This is a genomic window from Herbaspirillum aquaticum (assembly GCF_002213425.1).
Classification (GTDB): domain Bacteria; phylum Pseudomonadota; class Gammaproteobacteria; order Burkholderiales; family Burkholderiaceae_D; genus Herbaspirillum; species Herbaspirillum aquaticum.
This window is the reverse complement of sequence record NZ_NJGV01000018.1, coordinates 125746-147209: the sequence shown is the minus strand read 5'-3', so window position 1 is coordinate 147209 and position 21464 is coordinate 125746. Positions and strand designations below refer to the sequence as shown.

The 21464-nt window shown below is 62.4% G+C and carries 18 protein-coding genes and 1 pseudogene; 13 read left to right on the top strand and 6 right to left on the bottom strand.

Annotation, left to right across the window (positions count from 1 at the left end; all coding sequences use genetic code 11):
• The first annotated feature begins 173 nt into the window (after window positions 1–173).
• Both obgE and proB read left to right on the top strand, forming a co-directional pair.
• Window positions 174–1283 carry a GTPase ObgE gene (obgE, locus tag CEJ45_RS17240; protein ID WP_008334622.1) on the top strand — a complete coding sequence of 370 codons (1110 nt, stop codon included), beginning with the start codon at window positions 174–176 and terminating at the stop codon, window positions 1281–1283.
• Between the two features lie 116 nt (window positions 1284–1399).
• On the top strand, window positions 1400–2518 hold the full coding sequence (proB, locus tag CEJ45_RS17235) for a glutamate 5-kinase (protein ID WP_088756265.1): 1119 nt from the start codon (window positions 1400–1402) through the stop codon (window positions 2516–2518).
• Between the two features lie 147 nt (window positions 2519–2665).
• Here proB and CEJ45_RS17230 read toward each other — a convergent pair whose 3' ends face one another.
• Both CEJ45_RS17230 and CEJ45_RS17225 read right to left on the bottom strand, forming a co-directional pair.
• Complete coding sequence (locus tag CEJ45_RS17230; RefSeq protein WP_088756282.1) at window positions 2666–3244, bottom strand: CNP1-like family protein; 579 nt, start codon at window positions 3242–3244, stop codon at window positions 2666–2668.
• A 5-nt stretch (window positions 3245–3249) separates the two neighbouring features.
• A complete protein-coding gene (locus CEJ45_RS17225) occupies window positions 3250–3840 on the bottom strand; it encodes an RNA pyrophosphohydrolase (protein WP_088756264.1) in 591 nt (196 codons plus the stop codon).
• A gap of 226 nt (window positions 3841–4066) precedes the next feature.
• Between CEJ45_RS17225 and CEJ45_RS17220 the strand changes: the two genes are divergently transcribed.
• Window positions 4067–5794 (top strand): proline--tRNA ligase, encoded by a 1728-nt coding sequence (locus tag CEJ45_RS17220; RefSeq protein WP_088756263.1) that lies wholly within the window; start codon window positions 4067–4069, stop codon window positions 5792–5794.
• A 70-nt stretch (window positions 5795–5864) separates the two neighbouring features.
• On the opposite strand, the gene CEJ45_RS17215 is transcribed toward CEJ45_RS17220, so the two are convergent.
• The 3 genes from CEJ45_RS17215 to ffh form a co-directional block, all read right to left on the bottom strand.
• On the bottom strand, window positions 5865–6272 hold the full coding sequence (locus tag CEJ45_RS17215; protein ID WP_088756281.1) for a hypothetical protein: 408 nt from the start codon (window positions 6270–6272) through the stop codon (window positions 5865–5867).
• 341 nt (window positions 6273–6613) lie between these two features.
• Window positions 6614–7093: an SWIB/MDM2 domain-containing protein gene (locus CEJ45_RS17210; RefSeq protein ID WP_088756262.1), complete on the bottom strand. Its 480-nt coding sequence runs from the start codon at window positions 7091–7093 to the stop codon at window positions 6614–6616.
• 415 nt (window positions 7094–7508) lie between these two features.
• Complete coding sequence (gene ffh, locus CEJ45_RS17205) at window positions 7509–8879, bottom strand: signal recognition particle protein (protein ID WP_039790476.1); 1371 nt, start codon at window positions 8877–8879, stop codon at window positions 7509–7511.
• Window positions 8880–9223: 344 nt separating this feature from the next.
• Here ffh and CEJ45_RS17200 point away from each other — a divergent pair, with 344 nt between their 5' ends.
• The 10 genes and pseudogenes from CEJ45_RS17200 to CEJ45_RS17155 all read left to right on the top strand — a co-directional run bounded on the left by CEJ45_RS17200 (window position 9224) and on the right by CEJ45_RS17155 (window position 20777).
• Entirely contained in the window at window positions 9224–10195 is a 972-nt protein-coding gene (locus CEJ45_RS17200; protein WP_088756261.1) for an ABC transporter substrate-binding protein, read from the top strand.
• A 15-nt stretch (window positions 10196–10210) separates the two neighbouring features.
• Window positions 10211–11032: an ABC transporter permease gene (locus CEJ45_RS17195; RefSeq protein ID WP_088756260.1), complete on the top strand. Its 822-nt coding sequence runs from the start codon at window positions 10211–10213 to the stop codon at window positions 11030–11032.
• A gap of 1 nt (window position 11033) precedes the next feature.
• Window positions 11034–11843: an ABC transporter ATP-binding protein gene (locus CEJ45_RS17190; protein ID WP_088756259.1), complete on the top strand. Its 810-nt coding sequence runs from the start codon at window positions 11034–11036 to the stop codon at window positions 11841–11843.
• Window positions 11844–11979: 136 nt separating this feature from the next.
• Window positions 11980–12792 carry a cytochrome C assembly family protein gene (locus CEJ45_RS17185; RefSeq protein ID WP_088756258.1) on the top strand — a complete coding sequence of 271 codons (813 nt, stop codon included), beginning with the start codon at window positions 11980–11982 and terminating at the stop codon, window positions 12790–12792.
• The gene (locus tag CEJ45_RS17180) at window positions 12789–13088 is read left to right on the top strand and encodes a PP0621 family protein (protein ID WP_088756257.1); all 300 of its coding nucleotides are present in this window, start codon (window positions 12789–12791) and stop codon (window positions 13086–13088) included. Before CEJ45_RS17185 ends, CEJ45_RS17180 begins: the two co-directional genes overlap by 4 nt.
• Window positions 13089–13090: 2 nt before the next feature.
• The gene (gene ampD, locus CEJ45_RS17175; RefSeq protein WP_088756256.1) at window positions 13091–13714 is read left to right on the top strand and encodes a 1,6-anhydro-N-acetylmuramyl-L-alanine amidase AmpD; all 624 of its coding nucleotides are present in this window, start codon (window positions 13091–13093) and stop codon (window positions 13712–13714) included.
• 401 nt (window positions 13715–14115) lie between these two features.
• Entirely contained in the window at window positions 14116–17094 is a 2979-nt protein-coding gene (locus CEJ45_RS17170) for a ribonucleoside-diphosphate reductase subunit alpha (RefSeq protein ID WP_088756255.1), read from the top strand.
• A gap of 212 nt (window positions 17095–17306) precedes the next feature.
• Window positions 17307–18473: a ribonucleotide-diphosphate reductase subunit beta gene (locus tag CEJ45_RS17165; RefSeq protein WP_088756254.1), complete on the top strand. Its 1167-nt coding sequence runs from the start codon at window positions 17307–17309 to the stop codon at window positions 18471–18473.
• Window positions 18474–19207: 734 nt separating this feature from the next.
• Window positions 19208–19927, top strand: a pseudogene (locus tag CEJ45_RS17160) (histone H1-like repetitive region-containing protein); the annotation flags it as partial.
• A gap of 310 nt (window positions 19928–20237) precedes the next feature.
• The gene (locus CEJ45_RS17155) at window positions 20238–20777 is read left to right on the top strand and encodes a YggT family protein (protein WP_088756252.1); all 540 of its coding nucleotides are present in this window, start codon (window positions 20238–20240) and stop codon (window positions 20775–20777) included.
• 84 nt (window positions 20778–20861) lie between these two features.
• Here CEJ45_RS17155 and CEJ45_RS17150 read toward each other — a convergent pair whose 3' ends face one another.
• Window positions 20862–21455, bottom strand: a complete 594-nt coding sequence (locus CEJ45_RS17150) for a peroxiredoxin (RefSeq protein WP_088756251.1) — start codon at window positions 21453–21455, stop codon at window positions 20862–20864.
• Window positions 21456–21464 lie beyond the last annotated feature (9 nt).

Sequence of the window (21464 nt, the reverse complement as noted above, 5' to 3'; positions counted from 1 at the left end):
ACCAGGCATAAAAAAGGCTCTGCCGGTGGTGGAGCCTTTTTGATTTTTGAAGAGCCGTCAACAAAGCGCCGAGCCCGGCCTTCCGTCGGAAGCGCCGGGGTGGGTCCTGACCAGGGCCGAGGATGCATCGACGTTTTGTTAGCGGCTCCCATGACCCATGAGGCGTCCAAATCATGAAATTCATCGACGAAGCACGTATTGAAGTCGTGGCAGGGGATGGCGGCAACGGCGTCGCCAGCTTCTGCCGCGAGAAATTCCGCCCCTTCGGCGGTCCCGACGGCGGCGACGGCGGCAAGGGCGGCACCATCTGGGCCGTGGCCGACCGCAACGTCAACACCCTGATCGACTATCGCTACGCCAAGCTGCACCGCGCCGGTCGCGGCGAAAATGGCCGTGGCTCGGACTGCTACGGCAAGGGTGCCGATGACGTCTACCTGCGCATGCCGGTGGGCACGCTCATCGTCGACATCAACACCGGCGAACACATCGCCGACCTGACCTTCCACGGCCAGACCGTGATGCTGGCCAAGGGCGGCGAAGGCGGCTGGGGCAACATCCACTTCAAGACCTCCACCAACCGCGCCCCGCGTCAGAAGACCGAAGGCAAGGAAGGCGAGCGCCGCGAGCTGCGCCTGGAACTGAAGGTGCTGGCCGATGTGGGCCTCTTGGGCATGCCCAATGCGGGCAAGTCGACCTTCATCACGGCCGTCTCCAACGCCCGTCCGAAGATCGCCGACTATCCCTTCACCACCCTGCACCCGAACCTGGGCGTGGTGCGCGTGAGCCACGAAAAGAGCTTCGTGATCGCCGATATCCCCGGCCTCATCGAAGGTGCGGCCGATGGTGCTGGCCTTGGCGTGCAGTTCCTGCGCCACCTGCAGCGCACCGGCCTGCTGCTGCACATCGTCGACCTGGCCCCCTTCAATGATGAAGTCGATCCGGTCAAGGAAGCCAAGGCCATCGTGCAGGAACTGAAGAAGTACGACCAGTCCCTGTTCGACAAGCCGCGCTGGCTGGTCCTGAACAAGCTGGACGTGGTGCCCGAGGCCGAGCGTGCCAAGCGCGTGAAGGATTTCGTCAAGCGCTTCGGCTGGAAGGGTCCGGTCTTCGAGATTTCGGCGCTCAATCGTGATGGCTGCGAAGAGCTCATCAACGAGATCTACAAGTATCTGGAAACCAAACGCGCCGAAGAGCACCGCTCGGAAGAAACCCAGATGACCGAGGAAGCCCGCGCCATCTCCAGCATCGATCCGGACGATCCGCGTTTCAAGGTCCTGGACTGATTCATTGCGCCGCGGCCCTGATCCTTCTTGGGGCTGCGCGCGGGGGCGGTTCGGGCTATCATCTCTGCCTGTCGGATTTTCCGACCGCTCCCAGAAGAATCAGAACCCGGAACACTATGCAATCGGTCATTCAACGCGCCAAGCGACTCATCATCAAGGTTGGCTCTTCCCTGGTCACCAATGATGGCAAGGGCCTGGACGCCAACGCCATCGCCCGCTGGGCGGAACAGATCGCGCAACTGCGTGCGCTCGGCAAGGAAGTGGTGCTGGTGAGTTCGGGCGCGGTGGCCGAAGGCATGCAGCGCCTGGGCTTCGACAAGCGCCCGACCGGCATCCATCACCTGCAGGCTTGTGCGGCTGTCGGCCAGATGGGCCTGGCGCAGATCTACGAAACCAGTTTCCGCAAGCACGACCTGCACACCGCGCAGGTGCTGCTGACCCACGCCGACCTGGCTGACCGCGAACGCTACCTCAATGCCCGCTCCACCCTGTTCGCCCTGCTGCAACTGGGCGTGGTGCCGGTCATCAACGAGAACGACACGGTGGTCACCGACGAGATCAAGTTCGGCGACAACGATACCTTGGGCGCCCTGGTGGCCAACCTGATCGAAGCCGAAGCACTCATCATCCTCACCGACCAGCCGGGCCTGTTCACCGCCGATCCGCGCAAGGATCCGACGGCCACCCTCATTTCCGAAGCGCGTGCGGGCGACCCCTCGCTGGAACTCATCGCAGGCGGCACCGGTACCGGCATTGGCCGTGGCGGCATGCTGACCAAGATCCTGGCCGCTAAGCGCGCCGCCACCTCCGGCGCGCATACCGTGATCGCCTGGGGCCGTGAGGAGCAGGTCCTCACGCGCCTGGCTGCGGGAGAAGCCATCGGTACCCAGCTCAACGCCGAGACCGCGCAACTGACCGCGCGCAAGCAATGGATGGCCGATCACCTGAAGACCGCCGGCCGCGTTGTGCTCGATGCCGGCGCGGTGCAGAAGCTGAGCCTGGAAGGCAAGTCGCTGCTGCCCATCGGCGTGGTGGAGGTCTCGGGCGAGTTCGGCCGGGGCGACGTGATTACCTGCGTGGACGAGAGCGGCCGCGCCATCGCGCGCGGCATGAGCAACTACAACAGCTCGGATGCGCGCCGCATCATCCGCCATCCTTCCTCGGAGATCCAGGCCATCCTGGGATTCGTCGAGGAGCCGGAACTGGTGCATCGGGATAACCTGGTGCTGCTGTGAAGGCGATGCATCACGTTGCGCGATGGTAATGATTTATACGATATATAAGATATATAAGATATATAAGATATAAATTATTTCGTGCAGGTAACAAAAAACGCGGCCGAGGCCGCGTTTTTTATCGGGTGCTTCAGACCGGCAAACCGATCAGCGACGCACAGGATCAATACGTGTCTGCGTCTTGAGGCGATTGACGATGCTCTTGACGTTCTCATTGTCGGCAATGATCTTGCCTTCGCAAAAATAATCCTTGAACAGCGCGCCATCGATGCGATTGACGCCGATATCGCGGATCGGCTGCCACTTGTCGCGACGCGAGCGCGACCATTTGCCATCGGGATGGCCGAAGGCGTAGGTCTTCTTTTCCCAGGTCTCGCAGCGCATGCCTTCGTACATCACGTTGACCGCACCGCCTTCGGTCTTGGTGACCACGGTGTAGCGCACCACCTTGTCGGTGCCGACCGAGACCGAGTTGGTATCGATGTAGGCCTTCATGGTCGCATTCGGGCTGAGGTAGAACTCGGCCAGGTTCTGCTCCTGGGGAGTCGGCGGCAACTGCACGGCGATTTCCTGCCAGGGCTTTTCCTCGTCGTCGAATTCTTCATCGAAGCTCTGCGCCAGTGCGCCGGCGCAGGCCGCCAGCAGCGAGCAGGCCAGTACCGCGCGGCGCAGGCCGCGCACGGAAAACAGGGGGCGTGGGGATTCAGGTTGCTGGAAAGAGGGCATGGAACTCACTTGGTTTCCGGCGTGCTCGCGCCGTTGCAGGGCTGGGCTTGTGCAGCCTGGCCCGGATTCTTGTGGGGATGCGCAATGCGCCCGGATTGTTCGGCACGACGCGGGCCGTGGCCCGGACGATTCAGGAAGCGCGACAATTCCTGCAGCGCCTGCTGGTAGACCTCGCGCTTGAACTCGATGACCACATCAAGCGGCACCCAGTAGTCATGCCAGCGCCAGGCATCGAATTCCGGATGCGAGGTGCCGCGCAGGTTGACATCGCAATCGCGCCCGACCATGCGCAGCAGGAACCAGATCTGCTTCTGGCCGCGGTAATGGCCGCGCACTTCACGCTTGATGAAATGATCGGGGACTTCGTAGCGCAGCCAGTCACGGGTGCGGCCGATGATCTTGACGTGCTCGGCACGCAGGCCGATCTCTTCTTCCAGTTCCCGGAACATCGCCTGTTCGGGGGTCTCGCCGTGCTTGATGCCGCCTTGCGGGAATTGCCAGGAGTGCTCGCGTACGCGCTTGCCCCACCACACCTCGTTATTGGCGTTGAGCAGGATGATGCCGACGTTCGGGCGGAAGCCTTCTCGATCCAGCATGGTGATCCTCAAACTTTCTGCGGCTGGAAGTCCCTTTCAGGCAGGCTCATGCGACTGCGGGCGTACGCGGCAAAGCCGGTACGCCAGGCGGTCAGGAGCAATCACATCGATGCACGGATGTCATTGAAACTAGGAGCAAATCTGCAAAGAAAGGGCGCATCAGCCAGCTAATCCTTTAAAATTGGAACGATTATAACCCTCCTCTTTTTAAAAAGAACCGACCGTCATGCGCGCCTCACGTTTTTTTATTTCCACCCTGAAAGAAGCCCCGTCCGACGCTGAAATCGTGAGCCACAAGCTGATGATGCGTGCCGGCATGATCAAGCGTCTGGGGGCTGGCATCTACACCTACATGCCCATGGGTCTGCGCGTGATTCGCAAGGTCGAAGCCATCGTGCGCGAGGAAATGAACCGCGCCGGCGCCGTCGAGCTGTTGATGCCGGTCGTGCAGCCGGCCGAGCTGTGGCAGGAAACCGGCCGCTGGAACAAGATGGGCGCCGAGCTCATGCGCGTGAAAGATCGCCATGGCCGCGACTTCGCCATCCAGCCGACTTCGGAAGAAGTGGTCACCGACGTGGCCCGCACCGAGCTGCGCAGCTACAAGCAATTGCCGGTCAACTTCTATCACATCCAGACCAAGTTCCGCGACGAGCGCCGCCCGCGTTTCGGCCTCATGCGCGGCCGTGAATTCACGATGAAGGATGCCTACTCCTTCGACCGCGATGTCGATGGCTTGAAGAAGTCCTACCAGGCCATGTATGACGCCTACGTGCGCATCTTCACCCGCTTCGGCCTGGAGTTCCGCGCCGTGGCAGCCGACAACGGTGCCATCGGCGGTTCCGGTTCGCACGAATTCCACGTCATCGCAGCCACCGGTGAAGACGCGCTGGTGTATTGCCCCACCTCCGATTACGCCGCCAACATGGAAGCGGCCGAAGCGCTGCCCGTGGACAGCAGCCGCGCTGCCGCCACCCAGGCGCTGGAAAAGACCGCCACGCCCGGCAAGTCCAAGTGCGAGGCCGTGGCTGAACTGCTGGGCCTGCCGCTGGCGCGCACCGTCAAATCCATCGTGCTGGCAGTGGACAACGAAGATCCGGCCAAGAAGGAAATCTGGCTGCTGCTGCTGCGCGGCGACCATGAGCTCAACGAAGTGAAGGCCAGCAAGATCCCGGGCCTGTCCACCTACCGCTTCGCCAATGAAGCCGAAATCGTCGAGTGGTTCGGCACGCCGCCGGGCTACCTGGGCCCGATCGGGACCAAGAAGCCGGTCAAGGTGGTGGCCGACCGCACGGTGGCCAACATGGCCGATTTCGTCTGCGGTGCCAACGAAGCCGATTTCCACTTCACCGGTGCCAACTGGGGCCGCGACCTGCCCGAGCCGCTGGTGGCCGATATCCGCAACGTCGTCGAAGGCGATGCTTCCCCGGACGGCAAGGGTGTGCTGGCGATCCAGCGCGGCATCGAAGTGGGCCACGTGTTCCAACTGGGCACCACCTATTCCGAAGCCATGAAGGCAACCTACCTGGATGAGTCCGGCAAGCCGCAACCGCTGGTGATGGGCTGCTATGGCATCGGCGTGACCCGTATCCTGGGCGCGGCCATCGAACAGAATTTCGACGATCGCGGCATCATCTGGCCGACCTCGATTGCGCCCTTTGAAGTGGTGCTCTGCCCCATGGGCTATGACCGCAGCGAAGCCGTCAAGACCGAGATCGACAAGCTGTACGCGCAACTGAGCGAAGCCGGTGTGGATGTGGTGCTGGATGACCGTGGCGAGCGTCCGGGCGCCATGTTTGCCGACTGGGAACTGATCGGCGTGCCGCATCGCATCGTCGTCGGTGACCGTGGCCTCAAGGATGGCAACATCGAGTACCAGGGCCGCCGCGATGCCGAAGCCACCCAGGTGCCGCTGGCCGAGGCGCTGGCCTTCATCCAGGGCAAGCTGGCTGCCTGATCTTTGCGCAGGCTGCAATGACAAAGGCGGGCGCCATGGGCGTCCGCCTTTGCTTTTGGGGAGAGCGAAATTACTTGGCCGGGACGATGGTCACGGTTTCGCGCAGGATGCCGCCCGAGGCAACGCTGCCCTCGCTGTTGCCTTGGCCGTTGACGCGCTTCTCGCAATCGATGCGGTCCGATTGCGGCAGGCCCTCACAGCGGCGCAGGGCGTTTTCCTTCAGTTGCTCGGCACCCGGATCGGTCAGCGTGCCGCGTGCAGCGGCTTGCTGGGCGGCGCCGGCTTCACGCAAGCAGGTAGCGCGGTCTTCGGTGGAGGCACCGCTCTTGCAGGCGGCGATCTGCTGCTGGTATTCCGAATTGCCGGCCTTGCCCGCAGCGAACACGTGCGATGCACCGCTCAGGGCGGCCAGGCCGATCACGAGGGCGCTGGCCGAACGCAGCAGTTGGTGACGCAGGGTGGCGGATTGGTTTGGCATGGTCATTTCCTTTCTCTTGGTCATGAGCGTCCAGGCTCATCAGTGGATGGCACAGGGATAGACCCGGTTTCCGGTTTTCGGTTCTTTTATTCAGTTCTGCCGGTGACGATGTGAGCTGGAACGCTGAAAGCGGCCTTTGCGGCCGGTGCCACACCCTGCAGAACCGCCATGGTAGGCGGTGACAGGCCTGGTCGCCATCAGAGAAGCGCTGCAAGAGGCGTCAGACAAGAGGAAAGCCGGCGAGCAAGCCGGCCCGCTCTGAAACATCCGGAAACAAAAACGCCCGCATGACATCTGCGGGCGTTTTTGTTTGCAAGTCGCTTGCAAACCGCGGGCGTCGATCAGCTCAGGTGAGCCGAGATCAGCTTGGTCATTTCAAACATCGTGACTTGCTTCTTGCCACCGAAGATTGCCTTGAGCTTGTCGTCGGCATCGATGTTGCGCTTGTTTTCGGCGTTTTGCAGCTTGTGCTTCTTGATGTATTCCCAGACCTTCTTGGTCACTTCCGTGCGCGGCAGCGGCTTGGCGCCGACCACTTCGCCCAGGGCAGCCGACGGTGTCAGCGGCTTCATGAAGGCGGCATTGGGAGTGCGCTTTGCTGCGGGCTTGGCGGCGGGTTTTGCAGCGGCCTTCTTGGGAGCGGCTGCCTTGGGAGCGGCCTTCGGTGCGGCTTTCGGCGCTGCCTTTGCTGCAGGCTTGGCTGCTGCCTTGGGAGCGGCGGCTTTGGCGGCCGGTTTGGCGGCTGCTTTGGCGGCAGGTTTGGTTGCGGGTTTTGCTGCTGGCTTCTTTACTGCGGCTGCTGCTTTTTTTGCTGTGGCCATCGGAAAGACTCCTCACAAGAATGAGATGAATGCGTCATTTACGCACCGCTAATAGTGGTGCTCTTTGCACGGCCACGCAAGTATTTTTTAGCGGATTTTCCAGTGAAAGCGCCAGGAAACAACGAGCCGCCCCGATCCGCCGTCAAGCCGCGCCGGTAAAGGGATCGCGGCGGATCGCACAAGTCCGGGAAAGGGCTGCTTTGGCGATCTCGGAGGTGAAGGAAAAGCGATGAAAGAAGGGCATGTTTTCGTGCGCGTGACGCGGGCAGAAAACGCATCCGCAGAGACCGGAGCAGGCCTGGAAAACCGAAGGAAAAAGCGGGGGAGGGGAGTTTTCCGGCGGATGAAGAGACCTCCGGAGGTCGTGCAGGAGGGGCGCAAAGCCTTGTCCAGCAAGGCTTTGCGGTCGATGTCGTCAGCGCATGCCGCCTGGCAGCATGCCCTTCATGCCGCGCATCATCTTCATCATGCCGCCACCCTTGAGCTTCTTCATCATCGATTGCATCTGCTCGAACTGTGAGAGCATGCGGTTGACTTCCTGCACCTGCACGCCGGCACCGGCGGCGATGCGGCGCTTGCGGGTGGCCTTGATCAGTTCCGGCTTGGCGCGTTCCTGCGGGGTCATGGAGTTGATGATGCCTTCCATGCGGCGCACCTGTTTCTCGGCCTGGTCCATGTTGGCGTTGCCGGCGGCGGCCTGCATTTGGGCCGGCAGCTTGTCCAGCAGGCTGGTGAGGCCGCCCATCTTCTTCATCTGCGACAGCTGGGCCTTGAAGTCATTGAGGTCGAACTTGCCGCCGCCCTTGATCTTGTGTGCCAGGTCCTGCGCGGCTTCCATGTCCACACCCTTGCGCGCCTCTTCCACCAGCGCCAGGATGTCGCCCATGCCGAGGATGCGGTTGGCCATGCGCGAGGGATCGAAGGCTTCCAGGCCATCGAGCTTTTCGGCCACACCGGCGAACTTGATGGGCTTGCCGGTGATGTGGCGCACCGACAGCGCAGCACCGCCGCGCGAGTCGCCGTCCAGCTTGGTGAGCACCACGCCGGTCAGCGGCAGGGCGTCGTTGAAGGCCTTGGCGGTGTTGATGGCATCCTGGCCCAGCATGGCGTCGACCACGAACAGGGTTTCGATGGGCTTGATGGCGGCGTGCACGGCGCGGATTTCGTCCATCATGGCCTGGTCGATGCCCAGGCGGCCGGCAGTGTCGACGATCAGGACTTCGTGGTGGTGCTTCTTGGCGTAATCCAGTGCGGCCAGGGCGATGTCGACCGGCTTGTCGGTCGGCTGGCTGGGGAAGAAGTCGGCGCCGGCCTGGCCGGTCACGGTCTGCAACTGGCCGATGGCGGCCGGGCGGTAGACGTCGGCGGAGACGGTCAGGACCTTTTTCTTCTTGTTCTCGCGCAGGTATTTGGCGAGTTTGCCGACGGTGGTGGTTTTACCGGCACCCTGCAGGCCGGCCATCAGGATGATGGCGGGTGGCTGGGTGGCAAAGTTCAGTTGCGAGGCTTCGGCACCGAGGTCGGCACCCATCAGGCTGGCCAGCTCGCGCTGGACCACGCCCACCAGCGCCTGGCCGGGGGTGAGCGAGCCGATGACCTCTTCGCCCATGGCTTTTTCCTTCACCTTGGCGATGAATTCGCGCACGGCGGGCAGGGCCACGTCGGCCTCCAGCAGGGCCAGGCGCACTTCGCGCAGCATCTCGGCGGTATTGGATTCGGTCAGTCGCGCCTCGCCGCGCATGGTTTTGACGACTTTGGCGAGGCGTTGGGTCAGGTTGTCTAGCATGGTGATATCTGCAAATGAATGGGGCGGAAAGGCCGCAGGGCCGCTGGCCGGGACGACGACGCACCGGGAGTGCGCAGGTGGGGCGGCGGGCAATCCTGCATTCTAACCGATCAGCCCTGCTGCGCCCCTGCCGGCGCGTGCGCCCCAGATGGGGGCGCTACGTAAAATTAACAGCTTGTATGGCTTGCGCTCTTTGTGTATACATGGGCGCTGAATTTCCAAGCGCACAGAATAATCAAGGCCCGCGCCACGCAGCACGGGCCAAACGCCATCGAGACTGCCGGGCTGCACGACTGCCGCCGGCGCGCCGTATCAACAACGATACACACAAGAGGAGAGTGGAAATGCAACAGCAAAAACCAAAACAATGGATCGCGCTGGCCCTGCTGGCCTGTGCCGGTTTCTCGGGCGCCAGCCACGCGGCCGACGATGTCATCCGCCTGGGCAACCTGAAGTTCGCCCACTATGGCGCCGTGTCCTACATCAAGGAGATCGCCCCCAAGTGTGGCATCAAGGTCGATGAAAAAGTCTTCGCCAAGGGCCCGGACGTGATGCAGGGCATTCTGGCCGGTGAGCTCGATGTGGGCGCGACTGCCTCCGAGGCCGCCATCTCGGGCCGTGCCAACGGTGCGCCGATCTATGTCGTGGCCGGTTTCGCCAAGGGCGGCGCGCGCCTGGTGGCGGGCAAGGACTCGGGCATCAAGTCGGTCAAGGACTTGAAGGGCAAGAAGGTGGGGGTCACCCGTGGCGGCATCCATGAAGTGCTGCTGGATGCCGAACTGGGCCAGAACGGCCTCTCCGCCAAGGATGTCACCATCGTCTATCTCGCCTTCGCCGACCTGAACCAGGCCCTGCTGGGCAAGAACATCGATGCCATGATGCAGAGCGAGCCGCAATCCTCGCAGGCCATCAACAAGGGCTTCGGCGTGGAAGTCATGAAGCCGTATGACACCCCCATCGGCGAGCCCTACCGCACCATGGTGATGACCGAGAAGTTCTATACGGAGAAGCGTCCTCTGGCCGAGAAGTTCATGCGCTGCTTCCTGGAGGCGACCAAGACCTTCATCGACAAGCCGGAAGTGGCCGAAAAGTACGTGCGTGAAGTGATCTTCAAGAACCAGATCACCAAGGAAGACTTCTACGACGCCATCGGCAACTCGCCCTACGCCTACGACATCACGACCGAGCACATCCAGGTCACCACCGACACCATGGCCAAGTACGGCACCGGCAAGATGGCCAAGCCGCCTGTGGCCAAGGATTGGGTGAAGACCGATCTGCTGGAGCAGGCCAAGAAGAGCATGAACCTGAAGTAAGCCGGGGGAATCTCGATGGCAAAGAACAACAAGGGCAGCTTCCTGCAGGGGCTGCTGGTGCCGATCATCGTGATCGCACTGTGGGAGGGCGCCTCCCGGGCTGGCTGGATCAATCCGCAGATCCTGCCTTCGCCCTGGGCGGTCCTGAAGAAATGGGTGGAATACGCCACGCCGCTGAAACCCTATGAACCCGAGGCCGGCAGTTGGCTGGCCTGGGCCTTTTCGGGTGAACTGATCATGGATGCCATCGGCAGCCTGTACCGGGTGGTGGCCGGCTTCCTGATCGGTGCCGGGCTGGCCCTGCCGCTGGGCTTGCTGATGGGCTCCAGCCAGCGCATCTACGGCTTGATGAACCTGACGGTGCAGGTGATCCGCCCGATTCCGCCGATTGCCTATATTCCCCTGGCCATCCTCTGGTTCGGGCTGGGCAATCCGCCGGCGCTGTTCCTGATCTCGCTGGGGGCTTTCTTCCCGGTGCTGATGAACACCATCGCCGGGGTACGCCAGGTCGACAGCATCTACCTGCGCGCGGCCCGCAACCTGGGGGCGAGCCAGTCCACGCTGTTCCTGCGGGTGATGCTGCCGGCGGCGGTGCCCTACATCCTTTCAGGCGTGCGCATCGGCATCGGCACCGCCTTCATCGTGGTGATCGTGGCCGAGATGATTGCGGTGAGCAATGGCCTGGGCTTCCGCATCATGGAAGCACGTGAATATTTCTGGTCGGACAAGATCATCGCCGGCATGATCACCATCGGCCTCTTGGGCCTGGCGATCGACCTGGGCATGAGCCGCCTCAACAATTACATGCTGCGCTGGCATCGCGGGCTGGAGAACTGAGATGAACCCGACCAATGCTTCCCCGCGCATTCGTATACAGGATGTGCACAAGGTGTTCAAAACCGATGACCGCGAGGTGGTGGCCCTGAAGGACATCCAGCTCGATATCCCGGACGGCCAGTTCGTCTGCCTGCTGGGGCCCTCCGGCTGCGGCAAGTCCACGCTCCTGAACGCCATCGCCGGGTTTGCGCTGCCGTCTTCCGGCCAGATCCTCACCGGCGACAAGGTCGTCACCGAGCCGGGACCGGATCGCGGCATGGTGTTCCAGGAATACGCGCTCTTCCCCTGGATGACGGTGGAACAGAACGTGGCCTTCGGGCTGGAGATCAAGGGAACGCCCAAGGCCGAAATCCACCAGCGGGTCACGCAATTGCTGGACAAGCTGGGCCTGATCGACTTCCGTACCCGTTTCCCCAAGGACCTCTCGGGCGGCATGCGCCAGCGGGTGGCCATCGCCCGGGTGCTGGCGCTGGATTCGCCGATCATGCTCATGGACGAGCCCTTCGGTGCCCTCGATGCGCTCACCCGCCGCAACCTGCAGGATGAGCTGCTGCGCATCTGGGACGAGTTCAGGAAGACCATCGTCTTCGTCACCCACAGCATCGAGGAGGCCATCTACCTGGCCGACCGCATCGTGGTCATGACCTACCGTCCGGGCACGGTCAAGCGCGACATGCTGGTGAACCTGCCGCGCCTGCGCGATCCGGCCGACCCCGAGTTCAATGCCTTGAAACGCGAACTGGGCCAGCTGGTGATGGAGGAGCAGCAGCGCCATCACAATGCGGAGATGAAGGCGGCGGCGGTCGACTGACGCGGCTGCGGCGCTCTGCAGTGAAGCGTGCGACACGGCAGGCAAGCCCTGCCGTGTCGCATTTGGCGGGCCCGATTCGCACGTCGGCTGACCGGGCGCAAGCGGGCCGGGGGCCGAGATAGTGTAAACTCGGGTGATGCAAACTTATTTTTTCATCCTGGCTGCGCTGCTCTATCTGGGCTGCGCCTTCATGCCCTCGGAGCGGCGCGTGCCGATTTCGGCGGGCATCGTGGCTGGCTGGGTGCTGCATGGCGGGGCGCTGCTGTCGGACATGTTCGCGCCCGACGCGCTGCGGGTGGGCTTTGCAGTCATGCTGTCGTCCACGCTGTGGATCTCGGTGGCGGCCTACTGGCTGGAAAATCGCAATTTCTCGCTCGACAGCATGCGCGTGCTGGTCTTGCCGGTGGCGGCGGTGGCGGTGGTACTGCCCAGCGCCTTCCCCGGCAACATGGTGGCGCTGGCCGGCAAGTCCGACTGGTTCCTGGCGCACATCGCCGTCTCCATCCTGGCCTACAGCACGCTCACCATCGCCGCCTTCCATGCGGTGCTGATGGTGCTGCAGGAGTCGCGCCTGCATACCCGGCCCGGTCCGGCCGCCCAGTCGGGCTGGTTCGGGCTGGCGCTGGATCGCCTGCCGGCGCTGCTGACCATGGAAAAACTGCTGTTCCGCCTGATCGCCTTCGGCTTCACCTTGCTGACGCTGACGGTGCTGTCGGGTGTCGTCTTCTCCGAGCAGTTGTTCGGGACACCATTCAAGTGGGACCACAAGACGGTCTTCACCATGCTGTCCTGGCTGCTGTTCGGCCTGCTCCTGGCCGGCCGCCGCTGGCAGGGATGGCGGGGGCGGACCGCGCTGAGCTTCACGCTGGCCGGGTTCGCCATCCTTTTATTGGCTTATGTGGGCAGCCGGTTCGTTCTTGAAGTCGTGCTGCATCGGGTTCTGACATGAAATATCTGATTTGGCTGGTGGTCCTGCTGGCCGTGGTGGTGTGGTTCCAGCGCGCCAAGAAATCCATGCTGGCCGGCAGCGACCGTGCGGCCGACGGCAATCCGGCCGCCGGGGAGCCCGAGCCGGGCATGCCGCGTCCCAAGCCTTCGCGCTTTCGCCGCCGTGGCGACAGCAATGTCGAGACCATGGTGCAGTGCGCCCATTGCGGCATCCACTTTCCGTCTTCCGAGGCGGTGGTCCATGCCTCCGGCGCGCACTACTGCTGCGAAGAGCATCGCCGGCTGGCTTCCTTCTGACCATGGATGCGGCCTTCCCTGACGCCGGCGCCTGGATCATCGATGGCGACGGCTGGTGCGATCACGCCCGCCGCGAACCCTCGCCCAATTGCGATGAACGCCCTGAAGGCGTGGCCGCCGAGCTGCTGGTGATCCACAACATCAGCCTGCCGCCCGGTGAGTTCGGTGGCCCTTATATCGCCGACCTGTTCTGCAACCGGCTCGACTTTGACGCGCATCCTTATTTCGACCAGCTGCGTCCCCTGCGCGTCTCGGCCCACTTCCTGGTCCGCCGCGATGGCGAGGTGGTGCAGTTCGTGCCGGCGCATCGCCGCGCCTGGCATGCGGGTGTGTCCAGCTTCGAGGGGCGCGAGCGCTGCAATGACTTTTCCATCGGCATCGAGCTGGAAGGAACCGACTTCGAACCCTTCACCGAGCCCCAGTATGCGACCTTGGCGAAGCTCTCCCAGGCCCTGGTAACGCGTTACGGATTGACCGCCGTGGCCGGTCACGAACACATCGCGCCGGTGCGCAAGACCGACCCCGGACCCTTCTTTGACTGGGACGGCTATCACAACAAAATGGTGAAAATTGTTAACGCGGCGCAATTGCGCTTCCCTCTTGGCCTTCACAAAAGTCAAGCTTGAGCAGCATAAAAATTCTCTAAATAGCGGTTGCATCTGCCCGGACCCGCTACTAGAATTAGTCCCATTCGATGTTTTGATACTAGATGTAGTGTTCAGTTGAACTTGTTGTTGGTGTCGGGTCTTCATCCACGGTCGGCCCGTTTCAGGCAGTGCTTCAGAAGGTGCAAGACCCGCGAGGCAGTAACCAAGTACGACAACGCCCCCGGTTCTCCTTCTTTTAATTCCGTTCCACACATCAGTTTCAAGCAGTTTTGCGTCAGCATGAATGTCCACGCAAGGGACAGTCATTGTGGGACGCTTCCGCCGTTCGCGGGCCCTTTGTCGTTCCGGGCCCGGATGAAGTTATTAGCAACGCAGCTGGCAACCCCCGGCCATCTGCCCCATGTACCCCAGGAGGCTAAGTGCGCTCAACCCAAGAAATTTCCGTCAAATCGCCCGCTCCGTTTGGCACCTCTGCCGAGCTGGAAGGTTCCGCTGAAGGCCAGGCCATCGTGTCCCAGACCGCTGGCCTGGGCGAATACCGCATCATCCGCCGCAATGGCGCCGTGGTCGGTTTCGAGCCCTCCAAGATTTCCATCGCCGTGACCAAGGCCTTCCTGGCCGTCAACGGTGGCCAGGGTGCCGCCTCGGCGCGCGTGCGCGAGATGGTCGAGCAACTGACCACCAACGTGGTGTCGGCGCTGGTGCGCCGCCAGCCTACCGGTGGCACTTTCCATATTGAAGATATCCAGGACCAGGTCGAGCTGGCCCTGATGCGTTCGGGCGAGCATGACGTGGCCCGTGCCTACGTGCTGTACCGCGCCAAGCGCATGGAAGAGCGCGCCCAGCAAGGCGCCGCCACCAAGACCGAAGTGGCCGCACCGCAACTGCACGTGACCGAAGACGGCCAGAGCCGTCCGCTGGACATCAACGAAGTCCGCGCCCTGATCGCCGCTGCCTGCGTCGGCCTGGAATCGCACGTCGATGCCGAAGCCATCCTGTCCGAAACCGTCAAGAACCTGTACGACGGCGTGCCCGTCGAAGAGCTGTACAAGTCCGCCATCCTGGCTGCCCGCGCGCTGATGGAAAAGGATCCTGCTTACAGCCAGGTGACCTCGCGCCTGCTGATGCACACCATCCGCAAGGAGGTCTTCGGCAAGGAAGTGGCCCAGGCAGACGCCCCGGCCGAGTACCTGGAATACTTCCCGCAATACGTCAAGAAGGGGATCGAGGCCGAGCTGCTCGACACCAAGCTGGCCCAGTTCGACCTGGCCAAGCTGGCTGCCGCCATCAAGCCCGAGCGCGACCTGCAGTTCGGCTACATCGGCCTGCAGACCCTGTATGACCGTTATTTCCTGCACATCGGCGGTACCCGCATCGAGATGCCCCAGGCGTTCTACATGCGTGTGGCCATGGGCCTGGCACTGAACGAAATCGACCGCGAAACCCGCGCCATCGAGTTCTACGACCTGCTGTCGTCGTTCGACTTCATGAGCTCGACCCCGACCCTGTTCAACTCGGGTACCCAGCGTTCGCAGCTGTCCTCGTGCTACCTGACCACGGTGGCCGACGACCTCGACGGCATCTACGAAGCCATCAAGGAAAACGCCCTGCTGGCCAAGTTCGCCGGCGGCCTGGGCAATGACTGGACCCCGGTGCGCGCCCTGGGCGCCCACATCAAGGGCACCAACGGCAAGTCGCAAGGCGTGGTCCCCTTCCTGAAGGTGGTCAACGATACCGCCGTGGCGGTCAACCAGGGCGGCAAGCGCAAGGGCGCAGTGTGCGCCTACCTGGAAACCTGGCACATGGACATCGAGGAATTCCTCGAACTGCGCAAGAACACCGGCGACGACCGCCGCCGCACCCACGACATGAACACCGCGAACTGGATTCCCGACCTGTTCATGAAGCGCGTGATGGAAAAGGGCGAGTGGACCCTGTTCTCGCCCTCCGACACCCCGGACCTGCACGACAAGTTCGGCCGTGCCTTCGAAGAAGCCTACACCGCCTATGAAGCCAAGGCTGCCCGTGGCGAGCTGAAGCTCTTCAAGAAGGTGCAAGCCAACGACCTGTGGCGCAAGATGCTGTCGATGCTCTTCGAAACCGGCCACCCGTGGATCACCTTCAAGGATCCCTGCAACATCCGTTCGCCGCAGCAACACGTGGGCGTGGTGCACAGCTCCAACCTGTGCACCGAGATCACCCTGAACACCAACGAGAGCGAGATCGCGGTTTGCAACCTGGGTTCGGTGAACCTGCCGGCGCACCTGGTCAATGGCGAGCTGGACCATGCCAAGCTGCAAAAGACCATCCGCACCGCCATGCGCATGCTGGACAACGTCATCGACATCAACTACTACGCCGTCAAGAAGGCACGTGATTCCAACCTGCGCCACCGTCCGGTGGGCATGGGCATCATGGGCTTCCAGGACTGCCTGCACATCAAGCGCGTGCCGTACGCCTCGATGGACGCCGTCGAATTCGCCGACCGCTCCATGGAAGCCGTCTGCTACTACGCCTACATGGCCTCGACCGAACTGGCTGAAGAGCGCGGCCGCTATGCTTCCTACCGCGGTTCGCTGTGGGATCGCGGCATCCTGCCGCAGGATTCCCTGAAGCTGCTGGCGCAAGAGCGCGGCGGCTACCTGGAAACCGACAGCACCGAGACCCTGGACTGGGCCGCCCTGCGTGCGCGCATCGCCGAACACGGCATGCGCAACTCGAACTGCGTGGCCATTGCGCCGACGGCGACCATCTCCAACATCATCGGCGTGTCCGCCTGCATCGAGCCGACCTACCAGAACCTGTACGTGAAGTCGAACCTGTCGGGCGAATTCACCGAGATCAACGAGTACCTGGTGCGCGACCTGAAGGCCCGTGGCCTGTGGGATGAAGTCATGGTCGCCGACCTCAAGTATTTCGACGGCAGCCTGGCAAAGATCGACCGCATCCCGCAAGACCTGCGCGACATCTACGCCACCGCTTTCGAAGTGGATCCGTCCTGGCTGGTGGAAGCCGCCTCGCGTCGCCAGAAGTGGATCGACCAGGCCCAGTCGCTGAACATCTACATGGCCGGTGCTTCCGGCAAGCGCCTGGACGAGACCTACAAGCTGGCATGGCTGCGTGGCCTCAAGACCACCTACTACCTGCGCACCATCGGCGCGACCCACACCGAGAAGTCGACTTCCCGTGCGGGTGCACTGAACGCCGTGGCCGTTGACGGCGGCGCCGGTGCCATGGCGTCGGCACCGGCCGTGCCGGCCGCACCGATCGCTTCGGCTGCCGCTGCCTCGGCCGCCTACGTGATGCCGACCCCGGGTGCTTCGATCGAAGCCGACGGTCCGGTGTGCACCATGCGTCCGGGCGATGCGGGCTTCGAAGAGTGCGAGGCCTGCCAGTAAGCAATCCGGGCAGGGCCGGGATGGCCTGCTGATGAGGATGATTCAAGGTCATCCGAGATGACGGCAGCACCACTGTCCCAAGTCCTGCCCACCCTAGCCGGCGCATCGCGGTGAACTTCACCGGATGCGCCGTTGTCACCTGATAGACACCCGCCGCGCCATGGTCATGCGACCTCGCCGGCAGCGACCGATAAAGTAAAGAGGAACCAGAGATGCTTTCTTGGGATGATGAAGTCAAGCAACCGGCCCAAGCGCCGCGCACCCCCAACCTGCAGCCGCAACTGCAACCGGCCTTCGGCCAGTCCAACGCTGCGCTGAACCCGGCACTGATGGCCGGCAACGGCGAGCAGGTCGACACCACCCGTCGCGTCAATGCGGCCGACAAGCGCATCATCAACGGCCACACCGACGTCAACCAGCTGGTGCCCTTCAAGTACAAGTGGGCCTGGGACAAGTACCTGGCCGGCTGCGCCAACCACTGGATGCCGCAAGAGATCAACATGCAGCGTGACATCGAGCTGTGGAAGAACCCGAACGGCCTGACCGAAGATGAGCGCCGCCTGGTCAAGCGCAACCTGGGCTTCTTCGTCACCGCCGACTCGCTGGCGGCCAACAACATCGTGCTGGGTACCTATCGCCACATCACCGCTCCGGAGTGCCGCCAGTACCTGCTGCGCCAGGCGTTTGAAGAAGCGATCCACACCCACGCCTACCAGTACATCGTCGAGTCGCTGGGCCTGGATGAAGCCGAGATCTTCAATGCGTATCACGAGGTCGCATCGATCCGCGACAAGGACGAGTTCCTGATTCCCTTCATCGATACGCTGACCGATCCCGAGTTCAAGACCGGCACGATGGAGAATGACCAGAAGCTGTTGAAGTCCTTGATCGTCTTCGCCTGCATCATGGAAGGCCTGTTCTTCTACGTGGGCTTCACGCAGATCCTGGCACTGGGTCGCCAGAACAAGATGATGGGTGCGGCCGAGCAGTACCAGTACATCCTGCGTGACGAATCGATGCACTGCAACTTCGGTATCGACCTGATCAACACCGTGAAGATGGAGAACCCGCACCTGTGGACTCCGGAGTTCCGCGACGAAATCAAATCGTTGTTTTTACGCGCGGTGGAGTTGGAATATCGTTACGCAGAGGATACAATGCCGCGAGGCGTGCTCGGGTTGAACGCTACCATGTTCAAGGGCTACCTGCGATTCATCGCAAACCGCCGCGCACAGCAAATCGGATTGGACCCGCTGTTCGCACAAGAAGAAAATCCGTTCCCGTGGATGAGCGAGATGATCGACTTGAAGAAGGAGCGCAACTTCTTTGAGACCCGTGTCATCGAATACCAAACCGGGGGCGCACTGAGTTGGGAATGATGTGCAGTCTTGAAGTTCTCTTCATCGAGACATGATGCACAACAGGAGCCGGGTAGCTTGCAAGATGCCCGGCTGCTGAAACGGAAAAGGCCTACGCCAAATTAATGAACAGTCAGAGACCGAATCAATCTTCTCTGTTATCGCCGCTTAACCCCATCTTGTCGGGTCAGGCGGCTTTTCCTTTGAAAAACACCAAGGTTTTTCAGGAACGCGATTCCGACGCTAGCGTTTGAACACGCTGGCGTTTTTTTTGGTGTCGCGCCTGCTCCCGTAGTCGCATCTTCCTGCGCCATTGCGCGGGCACTACCGGAGGGGCGTCGCCAAGATAGCTGAAGCGCTGCATAGGTGAGGGGATGCAGCAGTTCAGCTGGTGCCGAATTCATTAGCGCAAGCCACAGGCGGCTTGTGCCGATGAATAGCTCGCCCGCGTCATCGCGATGTCGCGTGCGGGTTGCTTATATCAAGCTTGATTTTTTCCATTCACGTGAAGAAGGAGAAACAAAATGGCAACAGCAGCAAAGAAGACCGCGGCGAAGAAGCCGGCGGCAAAGAAGGCGGCAGCCGCCAAGGAAACCACCAAGAAGGTAGCCGCGCCCAAGGCCGCAGCCGCCAAGAAGACCGTGGCCAAGGCCGCCGCCAAGCCGGCAGCCGTGAAGAAGGCAGCCGCTCCGAAGGCAGCAGCGAAGAAGGTTGCAGCACCGAAGGCAGCTGCAAAGAAGACCGCAGCGCCGAAGGCAGCCGCAGCGAAGAAGGTTGCAGCACCGAAGGCCGCAGCGAAGAAGACCGCAGCACCGAAGGCAGCCGCAGCGAAGAAGGTTGCAGCACCGAAGGCAGCAGCAAAGAAGGTTGCAGCTCCGAAGGCCGCCGCCAAGAAGGCAGCAGCTCCGAAGGCAGCAGCGAAGAAGGTTGCAGCACCGAAGGCAGCAGCAAAGAAGGTTGCAGCTCCGAAGGCCGCCGCCAAGAAGGCAGCAGCTCCGAAGGCAGCAGCAAAGAAGACCGCAGCACCGAAGGCAGCCGCTGCGAAGAAGGTTGCAGCACCGAAGGCAGCAGCAAAGAAGGTTGCAGCTCCGAAGGCCGCCGCCAAGAAGGCAGCAGCTCCGAAGGCAGCAGCGAAGAAGGTTGCAGCTCCGAAGGCCGCCGCCAAGAAGGCAGCAGCGCCGAAGGCCGCCGCAGCAAAGAAGGTTGCAGCCCCCAAGGCCGCCGCCAAGAAGGCAGCAGCTCCGAAGGCAGCAGCACCGAAGGCAGCAGCAGCCAAGAAGGTTGCAGCTCCCAAGGCAGCCGCCAAGAAGGTAGCCGCTCCGAAGGCAGCAGCAGCTCCGAAGGCCGCCGCCAAGAAGGCCGCCGCTCCGAAGAAGGCAGCCGCCAAGCCGGCAGCCGCCGCAGCACCGGCCGCCAAGACCGTGCTGAACCCGGCCGCTGCATGGCCGTTCCCGACCGGCGCTGGCCGTCCGTAAGATCGGCGCGCGTCTAGTCTGATCCCCTCGGACTGAAGGCCGCTGTATGGCATTGCGCCATGCAGCGGTTTTTTTATGCCCGCAAAGAGGGTTTGCCATGCCTGGCGATCCAGGCAGCATCACGGCTCTGGCAAATCGCCGTAATGGCACAATATATGAAAGCTCAGGTATGCTCGCTCGCGGCGCCCGCACTGGCGCTGCCGCCTGATGCAGCGTATCGCGCCGCATATGATGCCGCGTGCAGCTTGCGATTGCGCTGCCGCCGCTTGCCCACTAGTATGTGCCCTGCCTCTCACTGATGGAGATCCCTGTGCTGCATAGTATTTTCACGATGATCGTCAACGCCGTCGCCAGCATCCTGGCCGGCGTCCTGCTGCTGCGTTTCTGGATGCAGGTAGTGCGCGTGCGTCCGCCGCAATCGGTGGGGCAATTCGTCTACCAGCTGTCGGACTGGCTGGTGCTGCCCCTGCGCCGGCTCATGCCCGGCGGCCGCCATGACTGGGCCAGCCTGGTGGGGGCTTTCCTGATCGTGCTCTTGTCCATCATCGCCATCCTGGGCTGGCAGACCAACTTCGATTTCAAGCTCATCTTCCTGGTGTCGCTGGAGCGCTTCTTCGAGTGGATCTGCTATGGCTTCATGGCCACCTTGATCCTCGAAGCCGTCTTCAGCTGGGTCAACCCGCATGCACCCCTGGCGCCGTTCGTACGCGCCCTGAATGATCCGCTGCTGCGCCCGCTGCGCCGTATCATCCCGCCGCTGGGGGGCGTGGACCTGTCGCCGCTGGTGCTGCTGATCCTGTTGCAGATCGCCGTGCGGGTGGTGGGTGCGCTGCTCTTCGGGGTGTTCTGACCCGCCAGCCAGCGTCGCATCAATGAAAAAGAGCCGGACATCGTCCGGCTCTTTTCGCATCTGCGCAGCCTCTGCAGCGATCGCTCAGCGCTTCTGTCTGGCCGACCATTGTTCCAGCGCTTGCATGGTGTTCTCCACATGCTTTTCCGGATTCATGTCGGTGTATTCGTAGAGGATGGCGTGGTCGGGCGTGATGACGTAGGAGGTGCGGCTGGCGTAGCCGGAGACCTTCATGAACTGGGCGTCATAGGCCTTCATGATCTTCTTGTCGACGTCGGCGGCCACCGCAAACTTGCTGCGGCATTCGCTGACCGAGAATTTGTTGAGCGTCTCGATATTGTCGCCCGACACGCCGATGACGGTTGCGCCCAGTGCCTTGTAGCGATCCACAGCCTCGGCAAACAGATGGGCTTCGATGGTGCAGCCGGAGGTGAAGGCAGCCGGGTAGAAGTACAGCACCACGGGTCCCTTCTTCAGGGCCTGCGAGAGTGAAAAGGTCGAGACCTGTCCGCCCAGTGAACTCGGGGCCGAGAATTCGGGGGCCTTGTCTCCCGGTTTCAAGGCCGCCAGCGCGGACTGCGAACACAGCGCCGCACCCAGCAGGAGTGAGGCGGCAGACCAGCGGCGCAGGCGAACGCGCACATCAGCAGGCAAGGCAAACTTGGAAGGGCTCATCATCGCAGATCT